14 protein-coding genes are annotated in these 19,322 nt (G+C 45.2%); 8 read left to right on the forward strand and 6 right to left on the reverse strand.

Annotated elements, in window-relative coordinates; translation table 11 throughout:
* Positions 1-155 precede the first annotated feature (155 nt).
* Positions 156-4,082, forward strand: a complete 3,927-nt coding sequence (locus P3L47_RS14565) for a hybrid sensor histidine kinase/response regulator transcription factor (RefSeq protein WP_345799047.1) — start codon at positions 156-158, stop codon at positions 4,080-4,082.
* 11 nt (positions 4,083-4,093) lie between these two features.
* Here P3L47_RS14565 and P3L47_RS14570 read toward each other — a convergent pair whose 3' ends face one another.
* The gene (locus P3L47_RS14570; protein WP_122363076.1) at positions 4,094-4,759 is read right to left on the reverse strand and encodes a porin family protein; all 666 of its coding nucleotides are present in this window, start codon (positions 4,757-4,759) and stop codon (positions 4,094-4,096) included.
* Positions 4,756-6,555, reverse strand: a complete 1,800-nt coding sequence (locus tag P3L47_RS14575) for a LysM peptidoglycan-binding domain-containing protein (protein ID WP_277781268.1) — start codon at positions 6,553-6,555, stop codon at positions 4,756-4,758. The genes P3L47_RS14570 and P3L47_RS14575 overlap by 4 nt, the downstream gene beginning before the upstream one ends.
* Positions 6,556-6,635: 80 nt before the next feature.
* Between P3L47_RS14575 and P3L47_RS14580 the strand changes: the two genes are divergently transcribed.
* The 7 genes from P3L47_RS14580 (at position 6,636) to nhaA (ending at position 15,500) form a co-directional block, all read left to right on the forward strand.
* Positions 6,636-7,997, forward strand: coding sequence for a T9SS type B sorting domain-containing protein (locus P3L47_RS14580; RefSeq protein ID WP_122363074.1), 1,362 nt, complete (start codon positions 6,636-6,638; stop codon positions 7,995-7,997).
* Complete coding sequence (locus tag P3L47_RS14585; RefSeq protein ID WP_277781269.1) at positions 7,978-8,949, forward strand: transglycosylase SLT domain-containing protein; 972 nt, start codon at positions 7,978-7,980, stop codon at positions 8,947-8,949. The genes P3L47_RS14580 and P3L47_RS14585 overlap by 20 nt, the downstream gene beginning before the upstream one ends.
* Positions 8,950-9,031: 82 nt before the next feature.
* Positions 9,032-11,872 carry an excinuclease ABC subunit UvrA gene (gene uvrA, locus P3L47_RS14590; RefSeq protein WP_277781270.1) on the forward strand — a complete coding sequence of 947 codons (2,841 nt, stop codon included), beginning with the start codon at positions 9,032-9,034 and terminating at the stop codon, positions 11,870-11,872.
* A gap of 89 nt (positions 11,873-11,961) precedes the next feature.
* Positions 11,962-12,180, forward strand: a complete 219-nt coding sequence (locus P3L47_RS14595; RefSeq protein ID WP_028726734.1) for a hypothetical protein — start codon at positions 11,962-11,964, stop codon at positions 12,178-12,180.
* A gap of 3 nt (positions 12,181-12,183) precedes the next feature.
* Complete coding sequence (locus P3L47_RS14600; RefSeq protein ID WP_277781271.1) at positions 12,184-12,780, forward strand: IMPACT family protein; 597 nt, start codon at positions 12,184-12,186, stop codon at positions 12,778-12,780.
* A 102-nt stretch (positions 12,781-12,882) separates the two neighbouring features.
* Entirely contained in the window at positions 12,883-14,085 is a 1,203-nt protein-coding gene (locus P3L47_RS14605; RefSeq protein WP_277781272.1) for a cation:proton antiporter, read from the forward strand.
* A 59-nt stretch (positions 14,086-14,144) separates the two neighbouring features.
* Complete coding sequence (gene nhaA / locus P3L47_RS14610; RefSeq protein ID WP_122363069.1) at positions 14,145-15,500, forward strand: Na+/H+ antiporter NhaA; 1,356 nt, start codon at positions 14,145-14,147, stop codon at positions 15,498-15,500.
* A 9-nt stretch (positions 15,501-15,509) separates the two neighbouring features.
* On the opposite strand, the gene P3L47_RS14615 is transcribed toward nhaA, so the two are convergent.
* From P3L47_RS14615 to P3L47_RS14630, 4 genes are all read right to left on the reverse strand, one after another.
* Positions 15,510-15,947 (reverse strand): Riean_0653 family protein, encoded by a 438-nt coding sequence (locus P3L47_RS14615; RefSeq protein ID WP_277781273.1) that lies wholly within the window; start codon positions 15,945-15,947, stop codon positions 15,510-15,512.
* 29 nt (positions 15,948-15,976) lie between these two features.
* Positions 15,977-16,624, reverse strand: coding sequence for an outer membrane beta-barrel protein (locus P3L47_RS14620; protein WP_277781274.1), 648 nt, complete (start codon positions 16,622-16,624; stop codon positions 15,977-15,979).
* 132 nt (positions 16,625-16,756) lie between these two features.
* Positions 16,757-18,031 (reverse strand): hypothetical protein, encoded by a 1,275-nt coding sequence (locus tag P3L47_RS14625; protein ID WP_277781275.1) that lies wholly within the window; start codon positions 18,029-18,031, stop codon positions 16,757-16,759.
* A gap of 215 nt (positions 18,032-18,246) precedes the next feature.
* A complete protein-coding gene (locus P3L47_RS14630; RefSeq protein ID WP_277781276.1) occupies positions 18,247-19,314 on the reverse strand; it encodes a CRISPR-associated protein Cas7 in 1,068 nt (355 codons plus the stop codon).
* Positions 19,315-19,322: the final 8 nt, after the last annotated feature.

Genomic DNA, 19,322 nt, shown 5'->3' on the forward strand with positions numbered 1-19,322 from the left:
ATAAATTCAGAAGCTTTTTCCTTTCAGTAAATCTACCTATAAAGTATATCTCACTTTTCTTACGATCATTAGTATCCTAATAATCTATCAGTTACAGTAAAAAGACATAAGTTCTTACGGAACACTGGTATTAATCTATTAAACAAACCTTTAGGATGTTAACTATTGGGAGACACATATATTTGTGTATATTTATTTTTTGTTGCATTACTATTGCGAAGGCCACTCCTGAGTATTATTTTAAGCAGATATCCCTCAAGGACGGATTATCTGAATCTATGGTGAAATGCGTTTTGATGGATCACGAAGGAACTATCTGGATTGGTACCCAGTTTGGTTTGAATTGTTTTGACCGCGAGCACGTAAAGAATTATTATCATGAAGAGAAAGACATCAATTCTATTCCCGATAATGATATTTGTTTTTTGGTAGAGGATTCTCTTCAAAATTTGTGGATAGCTACAGCGCGGGGATTAGTGTTATACAATAAGGAGAAGGATTGTTTTGTGCCGGTTGATTCGGGTGGTTCCAGGCTATATGTCTCCTCGTATGTGCTGATGCAGGACGGTCTCTTATTTTTGGGGAGGAATAAGTTTTTCAAATATAGTTATTCGGATAAGAGGATTTCTGCTTTACGGATTTCTACAAAGGAAAATGCAAAAGTCCTTTTTGAGAAAGCTGCGTTGTTTGGACCGGATGATAATCGGTTCTTACTGGCTTCCCGTTGGAACGGCCTGTGGGAATACAATATCCAAACCGGAAATTTACAACGTTCTTCTTTAGTCAAAGAGTACCAGATAGCTGCCCTTTTAGTCGATTCTTCCGGATGCGTGTGGGTATCGCCTTACGGAAAAGGGCTTTTAGGATTTGATCGTGAAGGGAACAAACTGTGCCACCTGGTTGCGCCGGAGAAGTTATCCTATAACGTTATTTTGGATGTGAAAGAACAGGATGGTAAAATCTGGCTGGCAACAGATGGCGGAGGAATTAACATCTATGATAAAACGAGCGGAGAAGTGACGGTGATTAATCATGTCCCCGGAAAGCCTGGCTCCTTGTCCGGAGATTCTTTTTATTGCCTGTACAATGATCCTGATGGAAATATGTGGGCGGGTGGCATACGTTGTGGGTTGGTGGGTTTGAAAGAGGTCTATCTGAAAACATACCGGGATGCCCTTTTGAACTCGGCTTACGGGTTGAGTGAAAAGACGGTATCCGGCATGTATGAAGATAAGGACGGAACGATTTGGCTGGGAACTGACGGAGGAGGAATGAATCGTCTGGATCCTCGAACCGGTCTGTTCAGACATTATCCGTCTACGTATCCTTCGAAGATCGTATCGATTATCGATTATAGCTCGACGGAACTTCTTTATTCCTGTTTCGGTGGAGGATTGTACCTTTTTAATAAGCAGACCGGTGCTCTGAAAGAATATTCGGTAGCATATCCCGATAAGTTTAATATGCTGTTCAAACAAGGTAAATCGGTTCATTTGGTCCGGTTGGATGAAAAGCATTTTTATCTGTTGGCGGACAGTGTTTACCTGTATGACCAGTCCACACGACGTTTATCCGCCGTGAAGCATGAATGTAAAGGATTGACAGTCTCGTCCCTTCAGGAGTTCGGCAAAGGAGAAGAGTTCAGCTTCCTGCGTGGCGAAACGGATCTGTTTGAACTGGATTATTCGAATAATACACTAAACCCCGTTTATTCATCCGCCGACTCGATAGGTACGATAGCAGCTGCTTGTAAGGATGCAAAGGGATGTTTCTGGATCGGGACGACGATCGGTCTTTTCTTCTATAATCCGGTGAATAAAACGGTTACCGCTGTAGAGAATAATCGTTTCTTAGGGACTACGTCGCTGGGATTTGATAAAGCTGGGCGTTTATGGGTCGGAACGCATAACGGGTTGTATGCTTATACGCCGGAGGATGGAAAAATAATGATGTTCGGTGAGTCTGACGGTGTGTATGCGAATGAATATATATCGAAACCACCTTTGATGAGCCGTTCGGGAGATATGTATATGGCAGGGGTTATCGGACTGGTTCATATTAAAAACGGCATTCCTTTCCCTGAGAATCCGGACCCCGTCATCGGACTGTCGGAAGTAACGTTGAACGGGGTTTCCATGCGGTCGAATTTTGGTTCGGACAATAACGAAATCTCCGTCCCCTGGAATTATACCTCCCTGATGGCAAAAGTCATTGTGCGCGAAAATGACCTGATGCGGAAAAAACTATTCCGTTATTATATAAAAGGGGCGCAACAGGAGATTGTAGAATCTGTTAATCATACGATCGCTTTTCATGCGTTGGCTGTCGGCAATTATGAGGTATGGGTTTCGTGTATCAAAAAGAATGGCGATTGGAGCATCCCTGTACGACTTCTGTCGATTAAGGTCACTCCGCCCTGGTGGAAAACAAACTGGTTTATCGGCGGTTGTCTGTTATTCATGATAGCCGGGCTGTCTTTCATTTTCTGGCTGATGATGAAACGGCAGGAGAATAAAATGATCTGGGCGATGAAGGAACATGAGCAGCGGACCTATGAAGAGAAGATTCGTTTCCTGATCAATCTGAATCATGAACTACGGACTCCTTTAACCCTTATTTATTCCCCGTTGAAACGTCTGTTGGGATCGGGAGAAATAACCGATACGAACCATAGCAGGCAGTTGACGGATATATTGAAGCAGACACGCCGGGTAAAAGATATTATCGATATGGTGCTGGATGTCCGCAAGATGGAAACGGGCGGGGAGACATTGCAGATCAGGCCCTATCGTCTGAATGAATGGGTGCGTGAGATTACGGAGACTTTCAGAGGAGAGTTTGAGTCCAGGCATATTCGTCTGGCATATAATCCGGATGAAGCGGTGGAAGAGGTGGCATTCGATGAGGTAAAATGTGAAATGTCATTATCCAATCTGATCATGAATGCGTTGAAATTTAGTGATGAAGGCTCCTGTGTCACGGTCTCTACCCGATTGATGCAGGGCTATGTCCGTGTTGCTGTCTCCGATGAGGGGATCGGGCTGGATCATGTCGATATTTCCCGTTTGTTCGAACGTTTCTATCAGGGAGAACATGGACGGAAAGGTTCCGGAATCGGGCTGTCGTATACCCGTTTGCTGATAGAGCTGCACGGAGGCCGTGTAGGAGCAGAGAATAATGCCGGAAAGGGAGCAACTTTCTTCTATGAGTTGCCTTTGGAAATTGTAACGACTTCGATTGAAACCCGGCCTTATCTGAATGAGTTACTGGCATTGCCGGAGATAAAAGAGGATCGGGACACTGATTTTTCGACCCGGAAGTATTCTGTACTGGCGGTGGAGGATGACCCCGAACTTCGTGGTTATCTGAAAAACACATTGAAAGAGTATTTTAAGAAAGTATATATTGCCTCTGATGGTGTCGAAGCTTTTGAAATGGCTATACACTATCTGCCGGATCTTATTATCAGTGATGTGATGATGCCGCGCATGGATGGCTTCGAGTTCTGCCGGCAGCTGAAGAGTAACCTGGAAGTCAGCCATATTCCGGTTGTATTGCTGACGGCGCGGACGGACCCGAAAAGTACGGTTCTGGGGTATAAGGAAGGGGCTGACTTTTATTTGCCGAAGCCTTTCGACCTGGAGTTCCTCCTGGCCATTGTCCGTAATATCCTGCGAAACCGTGAAGCTGTCAAATCCCGTTATAAAGAAGGGAAAGAGGTTGTTTCTCCCAGGAATGACACGATCAGCAATGCGGATGAAATGTTTATGAAGAAGCTGAATGAGTTGATAAGCGAACACCTGGATAATCCGGAACTGGATGTGAACTTTGTGGCGACGCGTATGGCGATGAGCCGTGCTTCTCTGTACACAAAACTGAAAGCACTGGCAGATATCAGTATCGGTGATTATATCAATAAGTTCAGGATGGCACGTGTGATGGAACTGCTGGCGGATAAGAATCTGACTATCCTCGAAGTCTCAGAAAAAGCCGGATTCACCAACCAGCGGTATTTCAGCACGGTATTCAAACAGATATACGGAATGACTCCGTCCAAATACCGTCAGGAACATAACTGTTGAAAAGGTATTACCTATTTCCGGATAGGCAACAGATAAATAAGCCGCGCGGAAATAACCTGGCTGGCAGATTTATTGAAATAGTCGCTTTTACGGTTGTTGAAGATGTCTCCCAACGCATAATAATAGCGTCCTTCAAGCAGGAAATAACCGATGCCGGTACGGAGTTCGATACCGGGTCCTCCGCATAATCCCCAGTCGAATTTCTTTTGGATAGCCATATCGTGCTGGTTATTGGCTCCTGCATTTTGGTTTTTCTCATCCGGGTTCAGGTCGGTCTTTTCGCCGATGGCAAAACCTACTTTGGGACCCATGTTGACATAAAACTTGAACTTGTTGCTGCCGAAATAGATATGGGTGAAGAACGGTATCTCCAGATAATTGATCGTACGGGTATATTTATACGTCGGGTGTTCGTCGAATTGCTCGTCCCATCCCTGCTGGCTGAAATTCAGTTCGGTCTGCAGTCCCAGGTTCTTTTCCGTGTTCCAGCGCAATACCAGACCTCCGTTGTACCCCTGTTTCATCTTGGTGTAGACCTTAGGATTGAAGCTGACGGAAGAGAAGTTCATGCCGAAAGAGGCACCTACTGTTATTTCCTGGGCGAATTTCTTCTGTGCCGTGATGCCGGTTATTACCGCCAGGCATAGAAAGGATATGATTGTTATCTTTCTGATCATCTTACTTCGCTGCGTGTTACGTTATAATCACTCTGGTAATGAACGATGAATGTACTGGTGTTGATGAATCCGCCCCAGTTATTTACCCGTTCAAAATCAAAACAGGTCTGTATACCTTTGTAATGGATATTACCCAGGTTGTTCTCGAAATTAGCACCGTATTTCCGGACGGCATCAAAGAAGAACATACCTGTATCGAATCCTAATATACCATATTTAGGGAATATGTTGATCAGGTTCTTGCTGTACCAGGTCTTATATTTAGAGTAGAAGTTGGACACTTCCGGCGAGAGGTTATCTGCATAGAAGAAGCTATATATATAGGTATTCAATGCAAAGAAATCATCCAGGCATTCGTTGGTATAGGTCTGCCATTCCGGATAACCGAACATCGTAATGTTAAATTCCGGCTTTGTCTCAGCCAGCATACGCAAAGGCGACTTGAACTTGCTCAGGGCTTCCAGGCTGCCGGAAGTAGGAATAATGACGCTACGTTTGTCTTTGCTGAGCATGGCTTCCATTTCGATCGGGAATGTATCGGCCGAATAGGTCAGTTCGCGCCAGGATATATTACGCTGTTTCATTTCAGCCTTGAGGGCTTTGATGAAATCCGCCTTTTCTTCGGTGCCGGGAACTTTCAGCAGGATGATGTTGTCGTTGGCAAACAGGTCACAACTGGCTTGTGATGCTTTGGCATACAGGTAGGAGTGAGGCGTGTTTACCTGGAATATATTAGCATTGGATAATACATCATCGTTTTTGGAGGTGAACGGTATCACATATTTGATATTGTTCTTTTCTGCAAATTCGGCAACCGGAGCTATCTGGTCATTCTGAACGGCTCCGATGATCAGGTTCGCTTCCTTCAAGGCATCTTCTTTCAGGATTTCTTTTATCTTTTTAGTTCCGTTGCCTGTATCGAATACGGACAGTTCGATCGAGCAGCCGCTATTGCGCAGACTGTCGACTGCCAGCAACATACCTTCGTAATATTCGATGAAGCGTTGCGTGTTGGAAGACGGTCTCGGTTCATTTGTCATGAACGGTAATAATAAGGCTACCTTGATCATATTGACCCGCTCGATCTTTTTAGGGACTGACAACAGGGCATTCACGTCTCTCTCATGCATAACCGGAGCTGTTTCCGTAACGGTTTCTTTCGTCTCTACCGGTATTTTGATGACCATACCGGCTTTTACCCCGTTCTTCAGTTCCGGGTTCCGTTTGATCAGTTCAGTGCTCGATATATTGAATTTCCGGCAGATACGGTACATTGTTTCTTTCTTGGCGACCGTATATTCGATATCTTTGGTTACCGACTTTACTTCTTTGGTCGGCAGAGTCTCGATAGGAGTTGCCGGGATACGGATCGTCTTACCGATTGTGAAAGTGGAAGTAGACAGTCCCGGGTTGGCTTCAATGATATCCGGTCCGGGTACGGCGTACCGGATAGATAAAGAGTAAAGCGTTTCTTTCGGTTGTATGGTGTGATACAGGAAATTATCTTCAGCATTACCCATCGGTGCCGAACCTGCATCGCGCTGCGGGATCTTTAATGTTGCACCCGCTTTGATCGATTCACGGCTTTCCGGATTCAAACGGTAAATGTCATCGACGGTTACTCCATACATGGTTGCGATTGAGTATACTGTCTGTCCCCGCTCAATCGTATGATAAAATATATTATCATTTAATTCGTTAGTAGTAATAATTCGTGCCTTGTTGTTCTGTGAAGAGATTGAAACACTGCAGAAACTCAGGCACAACGTCAATACGTATATACTGATCTTATTCATTTGTTGATTCGAATATTTGCGGCAAAGATAGTGTATGTCCGTATAAAATACTAATTTTGGAAGCTAATTAGGTTATATATATGCAAAGGAATTTTTTAAGAAGAGTGATCGGGACGCTCTGTTTTTTGTTATGGATACTTGCAGCACATGCCGGAGAATATACAGTGACAGGAGGGCAGGGGACACCTTTGCTGGTGGATGATGATAAGTCTCAGAACAAGAATCAGCGTTTGGAGGTATATCTTGTTTATGGTATGGATAATGTCCAAATCAGCTATACTTCTTCCTCAACTTCTCATCAATGGTACAGATATAAAACAAAAAGACTGGAAGCCGAAAAGATTGCTTCCGTTCAGAATGGAACAACCTCTGTTGTCAGTAACGTGGAGGAGGGTTATGGCTATTTTGTAGAAGAAAGCGGACTTTCTGAAGCGTATGTCTGGATTATTGATTATAGTAAATATCTTTTTGAAATAACCGGACTTTATGTAAATGCGGAGCGTAGTACCTGCGATTATATGTATCTGAACGGAAGCGCAAAGATGCCGGAAATGAAGTATAATTATCCTCAGACCGGTTATTCGGCAACCGTGGAACGTGAGTTTGAAGTCACTTACCAGACGATGAAGAAGACGGAAGATGAGACTTCGTATATCACGGAAACCGTAACGGAAATTATCAACGATCCATTCAATGATCCGCTGCCTGCTCCTTTGTGTGATACGGATGTAACTTTGAAAGGTGATTTGTTCGCCCGCCATTTCGGAGTGGAGAAAACAATGACGGCCGATGTCTATCAAGCCGTGGCGGTTGAAGCTGTGATACAGGTAGATACTTTGCTATATTCGAATGCTCCTAACATGGTCGTGAAAGGAGATAGCCTTTCGGCTCCGGTAGAGTTTAATTTTAAGGCGGTAACCAATACGCCGGTTGCAGCCTTGTTCAAATGGCTGATATACCGGAAAGATGATACCGGAGAAACGGAAGGAACGAAACTGATTGAGTCTAATGAAGAGGAAATGAACTATCTGTTCAACCAAAACGGTACTTATACGGTTCATTTAAGTGTGTCCGATCGTACTTCCCAGTGTACATGGGAGCCTGATGCACCGATTACTATAACGATATCGGATTCCTTTATCGATGTCCCGAATGCTTTTTCGCCCGGTACATCACCCGGCATAAATGACGAGTTTAGGGTCGCTTATCGCTCCCTTACTAATTTCAAGTGTTGGATATTCAATCGGTGGGGAGTACAGATGTATTATTGGACGGACCCGTCGCAAGGCTGGGACGGCAAGAAAGGGGGGAAATACGTGGCTCCCGGAGTTTATTTCTATGTGATAGAGGCTACCGGTTCAAACGGTAAGACGATAAAGAAAAAAGGTTCAATTAACATTCTTAGATCAAAAGAAATTCAAGATGAAATTATCGAAGAATAGTATATTCAGTTTTTTGTCGGGTGGTCTGATCTGCCTGACTGCATGTTTGTCTATCGGATCGAGTGATTCGGAAAAGGTGCTGGACGGCCGTCCGGTGGTGATGGCGATGACCTCGTCCCCCGATATTCCTTCGTCGGTTACTTTCTGCGGTACGCCGATCGATCTGACCCGATATAATATGCGTGAAGGATTCGACCGGGAGATGAGTAGTTTTACCTACTTTCATTCAACTACGATGTTGCTGATCAAACGTGCCAACCGGTACTTCCCGGTTATCGAACCGATATTGAAAGCCAACGGTATCCCCGACGATTTCAAATATCTTGCCGTCATAGAAAGTCATCTCGACCCGCGTGTCTCATCTCCGGCACGTGCCGTGGGAATGTGGCAGTTCCTTGAAGGGACGGGTAAGCAATACGGACTGACGGTCACCCCGACGGTGGACGAACGTTGCCATGTAGCCAAAGCTACCGAAGCTGCTTGCAAGTACCTGAAAGCCGCTCACGACAAATACGGTGACTGGGCAAATGTCGCCGCCTCTTACAATGCAGGCATGGGACGTATCTCCGGCGAATTGACTAAACAGGAAGCCGATAGCACGTTCGACCTTTGGCTGGTAGAGGAGACAAGCCGTTATGTATACCGTATCATGGCGATCAAGCAGATATTCGAGAATCCCTATAAATACGGTTTCGTGCTTCGGGCAGAAGACCTGTATAAGCCGATTGCCTGCGAAGACGTGGCGGTATCGTCGGATATTCCCGATTTGTCTGCCTTCGCACAGAAGTATAATATAACGTATGCCGATCTGAAACGTTTCAATCCCTGGCTGCGCGACCGGAAATTGCAGACGCTGGGCAAGACTTATACGCTGCAGGTTCCCAAAGAAAATGAAATGTATTACAAGACACCTAACACCTACGTACATAATCCGGTTTGGGTAGTAAGATAAATTCCTTTCGGATGTATTTAGAATTTCTCTCGAAAGGAATTGTAAATTCTCCCGGAAGAAACAGAAAACAGTGATAAAAAGTATGAACGATAAAAATGCATTGGAAGGCGGTCGTATTTCCGTTTTAGGCGCCCGCGTTCACAATTTGAAAAATATAGACGTCGAGATACCGCGAAACAAACTCACCGTGATAACAGGTATGAGCGGTAGTGGTAAATCCTCGCTGGCTTTTGATACGATCTTTGCAGAAGGACAACGCCGCTATGTGGAGACATTCTCCGCCTATGCCCGTAATTTCCTCGGGAATATGGAACGTCCGGATGTGGACAAGATCACCGGCTTGAGTCCGGTCATCTCGATCGAGCAGAAGACAACCAACAAGAATCCCCGCTCTACCGTAGGTACAACGACAGAGATATACGACTTTTTCCGTCTGCTTTATGCAAGGGCGGGAGAGGCTTACTCGTATCTGAGCGGAGAAAAGATGGTGAAGTACACCGAAGAGCAGGTGCTCGACCTGATCCTGGTGCATTACGAAGGGAAGAAAACCTATATGCTGGCTCCGTTGGTGCGTAACCGTAAGGGACATTACAAAGAATTGTTTGAACAGGTTCGTAAGAAGGGGTATCTGACTGTCCGTGTCGACGGTGAAATAAAAGAGATATTTCACGGTATGAAGCTGGATCGCTATAAGATGCACAGTATCGAGGTGGTGATCGACAAGATGGTCGTCTCTGCATCCGACGAGCGCCGGCTGAAAGAAAGCCTGCGCATTGCCATGAAGCAGGGAGATGGCCTGGTGATGCTGCTGGATGCGGATACGGACGAGTTGCGTCATTACAGCCGTCGTTTGATGGACCCGGCAACCGGACTTTCCTATAGTGAACCGGCTCCGCATAACTTCTCTTTCAACTCGCCGCAAGGTGCGTGCCCCAAGTGTAAAGGGTTGGGGCAGGTGAACCTGCTGGATATGGAAAAGATCGTACCCGACCCTTCCCTCAGTATTTATAACGGTGGGATAGTTGCTTTGGGTAAATACAAGAACTCCCTTATCTTTTGGCAGATCGAGGCTCTTTGCGAAAAGCACGGCGTGACGATCAAGACACCGATCAAAGATATCCCGGCAGAAGCGATCGACGAGATCATGAACGGGACGGACGAACGTCTCCAGATCAAGAACGAATCGCTGGGTTCTTCCAATTATTTCCTGTCTTACGAAGGAGTTGCCAAATATATCCTGATGCAGCAGGAGAGCGAGGCTTCGGCTTCTGCACAGAAATGGGCGGGACAGTTCATCAAAATGACTACATGCCCGGAATGTAACGGCCAGCGTCTGAACAAAGAGGCGTTGCACTATCGTATTGCGGGAAAGAATATAGCGGAGATATCTTCGTATGATATTTCCGAGCTTTATGAATGGCTGGACGGTATTGAAGAGCGTCTGGACCAGAAGCAAAAGCAGATTGCCATAGAAATATTGAAGGAGATCCGTTCCCGTCTGAAGTTCCTGTTGGATGTAGGGCTGGATTACCTGTCTCTCAACCGTGCTTCGGCAAGCCTTTCCGGTGGGGAAAGCCAGCGTATCCGTTTAGCAACCCAAATCGGTAGTCAGCTGGTCAATGTGCTCTATATCCTCGACGAGCCGAGTATCGGATTGCATCAACGCGATAATGTCCGTTTGATCAATTCTTTGAAAGAGCTTCGTGATACGGGTAACTCGGTAGTGGTTGTCGAGCATGATAAGGATATGATGCTGAATGCCGATTACGTGATCGATATGGGACCGAAAGCCGGTCGTTTGGGTGGCGAAGTAGTTTACGAAGGAACACCCCAGGAGATGCTGAAAGTGAATACGCTGACTTCTGCATACCTGAACGGGGAGACTGAGATTGCTGTTCCTGCCGAACGCCGGCAGGGAAACGGTAAGTTCATTACGATAAAGGGGGCCAGCGGCAATAATCTGAAGAATGTCAATGTGACTTTCCCGCTCGGAACACTGATCTGTGTGACTGGTGTATCCGGTAGTGGAAAATCTACCTTGATCAACCGTACCCTGCAACCGATCCTGAGCCAGCATTTCTATCGTTCGCTGGAAGATCCGTTGCCTTACAAGTCGATCGAAGGTATCGATAACGTAGATAAGATCGTCAATGTCGACCAGTCGCCTATCGGCCGTTCGCCACGAAGCAATCCGGCTACTTATACCGGTGTCTTTTCCGATATCCGTAACCTTTTCGTCGATCTTCCCGAGTCGAAGGTCAGGGGCTACAAACCCGGACGTTTCTCGTTCAATGTATCCGGCGGTCGTTGTGAAACCTGCAAGGGGAACGGCTACAAAACCATCGAAATGAACTTCCTGCCGGATGTATTGGTTCCTTGCGAAGACTGTCATGGCAAGCGATATAACCGTGAAACACTCGAAGTCCGATTCCGTGGTAAATCCATAGCCGATGTGTTGGATATGACGATCAATATGGCTGTGGAGTTCTTCGAGAATATCCCGACCATCCTCTCCAAGATAAAAGTCCTGCAGGATGTGGGGTTGGGCTATATCAAACTGGGGCAGCCTTCCACCACCTTATCCGGAGGGGAAAGTCAGCGTGTGAAATTGGCTACCGAACTGGCCAAAAAGGATACCGGCAATACCTTATATGTATTGGACGAACCGACTACCGGCCTTCACTTCGAAGATATCCGTGTCCTATTGGGTGTCCTGAACAAGCTGGTGGAAAAAGGCAACACCATCATCGTGATCGAGCATAACCTCGACGTAATCAAATGTGCCGACTACCTGATCGACATGGGGCCCGAAGGCGGACGCAAAGGCGGGCAGGTCTTATTCACCGGCACTCCCGAGGAAATGATCAAGAAGAAAAACAGGAGTTATACGGCTCCGTTCCTGAAAGAGGAGTTGAAACGATAACCTGGCACAGGCAAGCTGGGAATATGATATGCCTATCCCGGTTTGCCGGCATAACTAAAACAGAATAGTAACTAAGTAAAGACAGATATATGAAGAATCCTATCCAAATGATCAAACAATGCGTAGAGAAGGAAGAACCCTACTTCCTGCTGCGCGGACAAGATATATGTGCTTTGGCGGCTATTGAAACATATTACGCCGAGGTGAAGAAAAATGTTAAAGATCCTTACTTCATTGAAGAGATCGAAGAGATAATGAAAGACTTCCGGGCCTTCCGGGAAGAACAGCAAACCCATATTCCGGATTGATCGATGGCAGACGACAGTTACAGAACCATTAAGCAAGTAGCAGAGGGATATTACACAGAGAAGCGCAGCCGCTTTATCTCGTATGCCATCCCCGTGCGTACGGTCGAAGAGGTGAAGGAGCAACTGGATAAATACCGTAAACAATATTACGACGCCCGCCACGTCTGCTGGGCCTATATGCTGGGACCCGATCGCCAGACTTTTCGTGCGAACGATGACGGCGAACCATCCTCCACGGCAGGTAAACCGATCCTGGGGCAGATCAATTCCAACGAGTTAACGGATATCCTGATCCTGGTCGTTCGCTATTTCGGCGGCATCGAATTGGGTACCAGTGGTCTGATTGTCGCATATCGGACGGCTGCCGCCGAAGCGATTGCCGCTGCCGAGATAGAGGAACGTACGGTTGACGAAGATATCACGGTCGCTTTCGAATATCCATACCTGAACGGGATCATGCGTATAGTAAAAGAAGACAACCCCCTTATTGTATCCCAAAAGTTTGAAATGGACTGTGAAATGACTTTGCGTATACGCAAAGGAGAGGCGGAAAAGTTGAAGAACCGCTTATTGAAAGTCGAGTCGGCCTATCTGAAGTAAATTATTAATAATCTGAAACATGAGTTACCTGCTATTTTCGATTTGAGAGGATTTCTTTATTTTTGTACTCTGAAATCTAAACAAGCAAATAGTGGTAATATAATGAAGAAGATTCTGTTGTTTTCTTTTTTCTTAGTGGTTGGTTTGGTTGTCTCACAGTTTCTTCCATCTCTTGTAGGAGAAAATTATTCGTTGGTAAAAACTGTTTCCAATTCACTGTTGTATGTATGCCTGGCCTTTATTATGATTAACGTAGGTCGGGAGTTTGAAATGGATAAGACCCGTTGGAGATCTTATACGGAGGATTATTTCATAGCAATGGCTACTGCCGCTTTCCCCTGGATATTTGTGGCATTGTATTATATGTTCGTCCTGCTCCCCGACATCTATTGGTCGAGTGGGGAAGCCTGGAAAGAGAACTTGTTGTTAAGCCGTTTTGCGGCTCCCACATCCGCTGGTATTCTGTTTACCATGTTGGCCGCAGCAGGGTTGAAAGCTTCCTGGGTATATAAAAAAGTACAGGTGCTGGCTATTTTCGATGATCTCGATACGATCCTGTTGATGATCCCGCTTCAGATCATGATGGTCGGTCTACGCTGGCAGTTAGGGGTGATCATCCTGATCGTGATGGTATTGCTTATGATCGGATGGAAGAAAATGGGTACTTATAATATGCGGCAGGACTGGAAGGCTATTCTGCTTTATGCCATTGTTACGTTGGCATTTACCCAGGGAATCTATCTGGCATCCAAACATTTTTATGGTGAGGAAGCAAGCATCCATATCGAAGTGCTGTTGCCTGCCTTTGTGCTGGGTATGATCATGAAGCATAAGCACATAGATACGAAGACGGAGCACAATGTGGCGACGGCGATTTCATTCCTGTTCATGTTCCTGGTAGGAGTGAGCATGCCCGTGTTTTTTGGGGTTGATTTTGCCAAACAATCGGCGGAAGCGTCTACAATTACCGGTGCACAGCCGATGATGTCGTGGCCGATGATCCTTCTCCATGTGGTGATCGTCTCTTTCTTATCCAATATAGGAAAGCTTTTCCCCTTGTTTTTCTATCGTGACAGACGTAAACGTGAACGTCTGGCTTTGTCAATCGGTATGTTTACACGGGGTGAAGTAGGGGCAGGTATTATTTTTATTGCCCTGGGATATAATCTGGGTGGACCGGCCCTGATGATTTCTGTCCTTACTATTGTGTTTAATTTAATTTTAACTGGTATATTTGTAATCTGGGTAGAGAAATTGACCCGCAGCGCCTATCAGCTTGAGATAGCTGAGCAGCAAAGGCAATAAACACAGTTAGGAATTACGGAGACAGACCAGCAAGCTGTCTCCGCAAATATTAAAACAGAATGGATCGTACTATTAATGTTATCCTTAAACCGTTGCGCCGATTCGCCACACAGAAGTCGAGCGCCAGTTTTTTATTGTTTATGGCCACGGTATTGGCTATGATATTGGCAAACTCCCCCTGGGCTCACGCCTATCATCACATATTATCTTATCCTATCGACCTTCAGATTGGCAGTTTTAATTTGTTCTCCCATCATGGTGAACCCATGCCGATGCTTGCCTTTGTGAATGACGCCCTGATGGCGGTATTCTTTTTTGTAATCGGGCTGGAGATCAAGCAGGAAGTATTGATCGGGGAATTGAGTTCGGTTCGTAAAGCACTCCTTCCGGTTATTGCGGCTTGTGGCGGTATGATCGTACCGGTCCTTTTTTATTTGCTTGTCTGCAATACGGCTCCGGAAGTACGTGGGGCAGCTATTCCGATGGCTACCGATATCGCATTTGCCCTTGCCGTCCTGGGATTGCTGGGAAAACGGGTTCCTTTAGGCATGCGAATATTTCTGACGGCACTGGCTGTGGTAGATGACATCGGCGGTATTATTATTATTGCTTTATTCTATAGTGGGCATATTGCTTATCAACCCTTATTGATCTCTTTGGCCTTGCTGGCTTTATTATATGTAGGGGGAAAGATGCGGGTAAATAATAATCTGTTTTATTATATTGTGGGCTTCTTTGTCTGGGTATTATTCCTGGAATCGGGCATTCATCCGACTATAGCCGGGGTATTGGTAGCCTTTACCGTTCCTGCCCGTCCGAAAGTGAATCTGAAGGATTTTACTTGCGATATGACCGGTTATCTGAATATGCTGGATTATACGGAGGTTCGTCAATCCAAAAAGGCTTCGGTCCTGACTCCTACACAGATACAGGTACTGAATAATATCCATTCGTTGGCAGATAACACGATCAGTCCGTTGCAAAGCATTGCCGACAAATTGCATCCGTTGGTAAATTACCTGATTCTTCCGTTGTTTGCGTTTGTCAATGCGGGTGTCACATTCGGAGATATTCAGCCGTCATCGCTGGTAAATGTGCCGTTGGCTGTCTTTATGGGATTGTTTGTCGGGAAGTCACTGGGTATTTTCTCTTTCACGTATCTCTATGCTCGTACGAGGATGGGAGCCTTACCGAAAGGAGTGACACCGATGAACCTGTTCGGTGTGTCTATGTTGGGCGGTATTGGTTTTACGGTGGCGCTATTTATTGCCAATCTTTCGTTTACCGGAATGGATGAACTTGGAGTTGACTTGTTGAATCAAGCCAAACTCGGAGTATTCACCGGGTCGTTTGTTTCCGGCCTTTGCGGGTACTTATTGCTGAAGAAGCATTTATCGAAAACCCCGAAAGAATAACCGACTGGATTATTTATTAAAGTGCACATCGAACCGTCCGAATGTAACGCGCTCGCCCTCAAACCGTCCGCTGATAACCTGTGCATTGGTGTCGAAACGGGTGATAAAGACTTTGCCGTCCGGTAATGTTTCGTCTCCCCAAGAGAACTGGGTGTAGGGAATCTCCTTATTTTCTTCCGGCTTTTCCATACAGAAGCTGATGGCGAGATCTTGTTTTACCCACACTTTGACTTGCATGCTTTCATCGTCTCTGTAATCAAAGTTGATAGAGGAGCTGCTGATATGGTTATATCTTCCTCCGACATATAACCAACCGTCTACCAGGCATCCGAAAGTATCGGCACCGACCATAGTTTCGTCCGGCATCACCGTGATATCGACTGTTTCATCTTCTGTACAGGAAAAAAGAAAGGGCAGGAGACATAAAAGAAATATATATTTTTTCATGATGTAACGTATTTAGTGATTTCAATTAATTAGAAATGGTATCCGATCCCAAGTGAGATATTCAGTCTGGATACTTTCAGCCTGTCTTCCGACGGGAACCGAACCGTGATCGTCTCCCCGTGATAGTTGGATTCGACTTTTCTGAGGTTGGTAAACACATACTGCAGATCAGCAGAAACACCCCAGTGGGAAGTTAGCATATATTCTGCATTAACTCCGATATTTCCTGCCATACGTTGGCCGGATACACGACGGTCTTTTTCATATACCATGCTATTGTTCTTATACCGCAGATATCCGGTACCGATGTTCAGACGCACATTAACCCGCTCGTTACTCAGGCAGTAGAGGGCGAACTGCGGAGCTATATAATGTGTATAGACATGATCGGAACTATGTTCCAAAGAACCTTTTGCGCTATATCCGGAATAAAAAAGCCCGAATCCGAACATGCCTTTAGGGTGTAAATAGTATTGTGCATCCCAGGAAATACCGGAACAAAGATCCCGCTCATAACTATGTGAGGTATTTGTTAATCCTGCTGTCCCACCTGGCATATTGGCATATCCTATATGTAGAGAAACAGAATGCATCTTTGCTGGTTCCTCGGCATGCAAGTAACCGGAAATTAGTAATATGCAGAATGTGGCCAGGTAAAGCAACTTTTTGGGCTTCATAAGAATTAGAGTTTATATGTGGCACAAATATATAAAAGATTATCGGTTGATCAGATACTCCGTGTAGTTAAAAAACGAAAGGCGCAAACCCTTGGCAGGGGTGGCACCTTTGTTTTTCAGATATGAGGACTATTATTGCATACGTCTGATCGATGCATAATTAAACTCATCGCTCAGATAATCATTTTCCGTGAATTTATAACCCTGAGGCCCCCAGTTACCCATTGCCAGCATGGCAATCATTGTCAACGGGTTGAAATTTGTCATATCGCCTCCGGCTGCTTCCAATGGGATTGATTTCATTAGTTTTTTCATATTGTGTTCATAGCTTTTATTGAAAAGCATGTTACGATATAAAGCCAGAACTCCGTCGCCATGTTCTTTGCGGTTCCATTCCAATACATAAGTACCGTCGTTGGCATCTGCTTTGGCTTTGATATCTTTTAGTTTAGCAGAGTTGGCATCTGCAATAATGAATGTAACAAAACCATCTTTGTCTACTTTCGGCATTTCTTCATCATAAATAGAGACATAAGAATAAGTCTTTTGTGATCCGAGGCAGACAGACCAGTAACGGACATCCGAGGTTGCATATTCATTTACACCTTTAGGAGCCGTCGGAGGAATAAAGCGGAAAGTAGCAACTTCACCTTCATTCAACTTGATGCGTGAGAATAAGTAATCAGCCGGAGTATTCGGGTACATCAGGCTTAACGGGGCACGCATAAAAGGAAGCGGTTTCATGTCGGAAGAGAAATCCAACGGAGGCATCTGCAATGCTTCGTGGATATTACATACTTCGCGTTTGGGGAAATCCACATCTTTGCCGGTCGTTACATCGAATGCCTGGATTGCCGGCATATCAGTACCACCGTATGTGTCACCGTTGTTGTATTCCTTTGCCAGATAGAGGCGCATAAATACGGATACCATGTTTAAAGTATCAGGGAATTCACAGATGTTTTTCATGGATGCCCGCATACTTTCCGGGGTACTTTTCGGAATAATGTAAATGGTGTATCCGTTAGCACTATAATCTGCCGTTTCTTTTACATAAGGATTGACAGAATTTTCATCCGGTTGGATGTTAGCATCTTCGATACTGGACATATCGACCTGTGTCTCGTCATTATAGACTGTGAAATTGAAGAAACGTGATTTGGGGTATTTCCCGGTCAGGCGAAGTCCGATATTGGGATTATCCTTGTAGGAGTAGGTATATTCCCAATAATCTGCGAATATATCCGGAAATGCTAATAAGGATTGATCGTCACCTCGAAGTGTTTTGCCCCATTGTTCCTTTGGTGTAGGATTCACAATCGGAGTATCGTTCTCGTCATCGTCATTACATGCGGTAAACAAACCAAAAACAAAGGCTAATGCCACTAAATAAAATGTCTTTTTCATCTCTCGTTAATTAATTTTCAAACGGGGGACAAAAGTAAGTGAATAAAATTACCGGAACGAATATTGCGTAAAGATGGAATGTCGATTATTAAATTTGGAATATTAATAATTGGTATCGGTCACCGAAAACCGGGCAAACGCCGAATTTCCGTCGGTGGAGATATGTTGTCAAAGATACCTCTTACAAAAAAGGTAAGAGGTATCTTTGATATTCATTATAGTTGATTTTCGTAATCGAAAGAAGAGATCAGTTTGATCAATCTTTCTTCGGCTTTCTTCAGGGCATCGACGGAACCAATCGAGCCGGCGATATAACTGTTGGCAATAGGAGTAACGAAAATATCAGCATGGGCGGTTTCATCTATGACCGGTTTGGCATCCGGCCTTTCGGTGTTATCTTTCAATTCGCCGCGAATGGCATACGCTATCTGATTGGCATCGTTGCTGATGGCTATCGCTACTGTTTCCATTAAACTGAAGGTGCGTGCCTGGTTGGAAGTGATGCGCCAGTTGATGATTGCTTTTGCCAATGCCGGAATTATTTCATCCCTCTTCTCTTTAGGACAAACCAGGCAGTTGCCAAAGATATTTTTACCATCAGTCCAGCCCTGTTCCCGGAGCTTGGTTTCGATTTCAGGGAAAAGTTCCGGTTCGAGTTTGTTGGTGGAAACACAGAATAAAGTTCTCAGATCGATAGCGATGTCATAGACAAAAAGGCCGGAAGCCCGGGTCTGATCCTGGATAAAAGCTCGGTTAGGGAGTGAACGCCGGTTGGTTGTCAGCCATTCGTCCAACTCTTCCTTACTCAATTCACTTCCTCTCTTTTTGCTTTCCATCCAATAGACTTTGACGGTATGATGTTCCGGATGCGAGGTCCTGTCGAAAGTGATATTTTCAGTCGGTGACTCGATACCTCCCAATAAAGGATGGAGTGGTCGCATGGCTGAAACAGACAAGGGGCTACGATGCTTTACGATCATACTGCCGCTTTCAGCTTTCATATACCCGCCCAATAACTGATCCGTAAAAGTCGGATCGCATGGAGAGTGAGGCTCTTTCTGGTTTGCCTTATTTTCTTTTTTGTCGATTTCCCAGTTGAATGTTATTGCTGCGAAGGGCATATTCAGCGCCTCTATAACGGAGCGTTTTACTTGTTGGCCGCTGGAATAAGCCATTCTTTTGCCGAACTGAGGGTCGAAATAGTATTTCTGTCCGTCATTTACGCCGAATACTGTATGTTCTGCATGGCGAAGGCCACGTAAATAGATGAAGGGATTGTCCATAACTGTGG

The organism is Parabacteroides chongii (assembly GCF_029581355.1).
Taxonomy (GTDB): domain Bacteria; phylum Bacteroidota; class Bacteroidia; order Bacteroidales; family Tannerellaceae; genus Parabacteroides; species Parabacteroides chongii.